Raw genomic sequence first — 253 nt, 5'->3', positions numbered from 1 at the left:
GCGAGGGCGTCGCCGGGCGCGTCGGCGTATCCGGCGGGCGAGCCGTTGTAGTCGATCTCCGCGCCGGAGGCCTCCTGGCCGTCGGTGGCGGTGAACCGGTACTTGGCGAGGTTGCCGGTCAGCCCGACCTTGATCAGGTCCTGGTAGTGCAGCAGCCGGGCCTCCTGCTCGGCCGCAGTGCCGTTCGCGGTGGAGGAGCTGGGGTCGGTGTAGAGCCCGGTGGCGGGGCCCAGCGCGCCGTGGCCGTCCTCGA

The 253-nt window shown here is 73.5% G+C and carries 1 protein-coding gene; it reads right to left on the bottom strand.

Annotated features, from left to right (window positions below; all coding sequences use genetic code 11):
* Window positions 1–253, bottom strand: a 253-nt coding sequence (locus KVT45_RS55450; RefSeq protein WP_217562740.1) for a hypothetical protein, incomplete at both ends; no start/stop codon positions are given.

It is taken from the genome of Streptomyces sp. GbtcB6, assembly GCF_019091475.1.
Lineage (GTDB): Bacteria > Actinomycetota > Actinomycetes > Streptomycetales > Streptomycetaceae > Streptomyces > Streptomyces hyaluromycini.
This window is presented reverse-complemented; position numbering and strand designations above follow the sequence as displayed.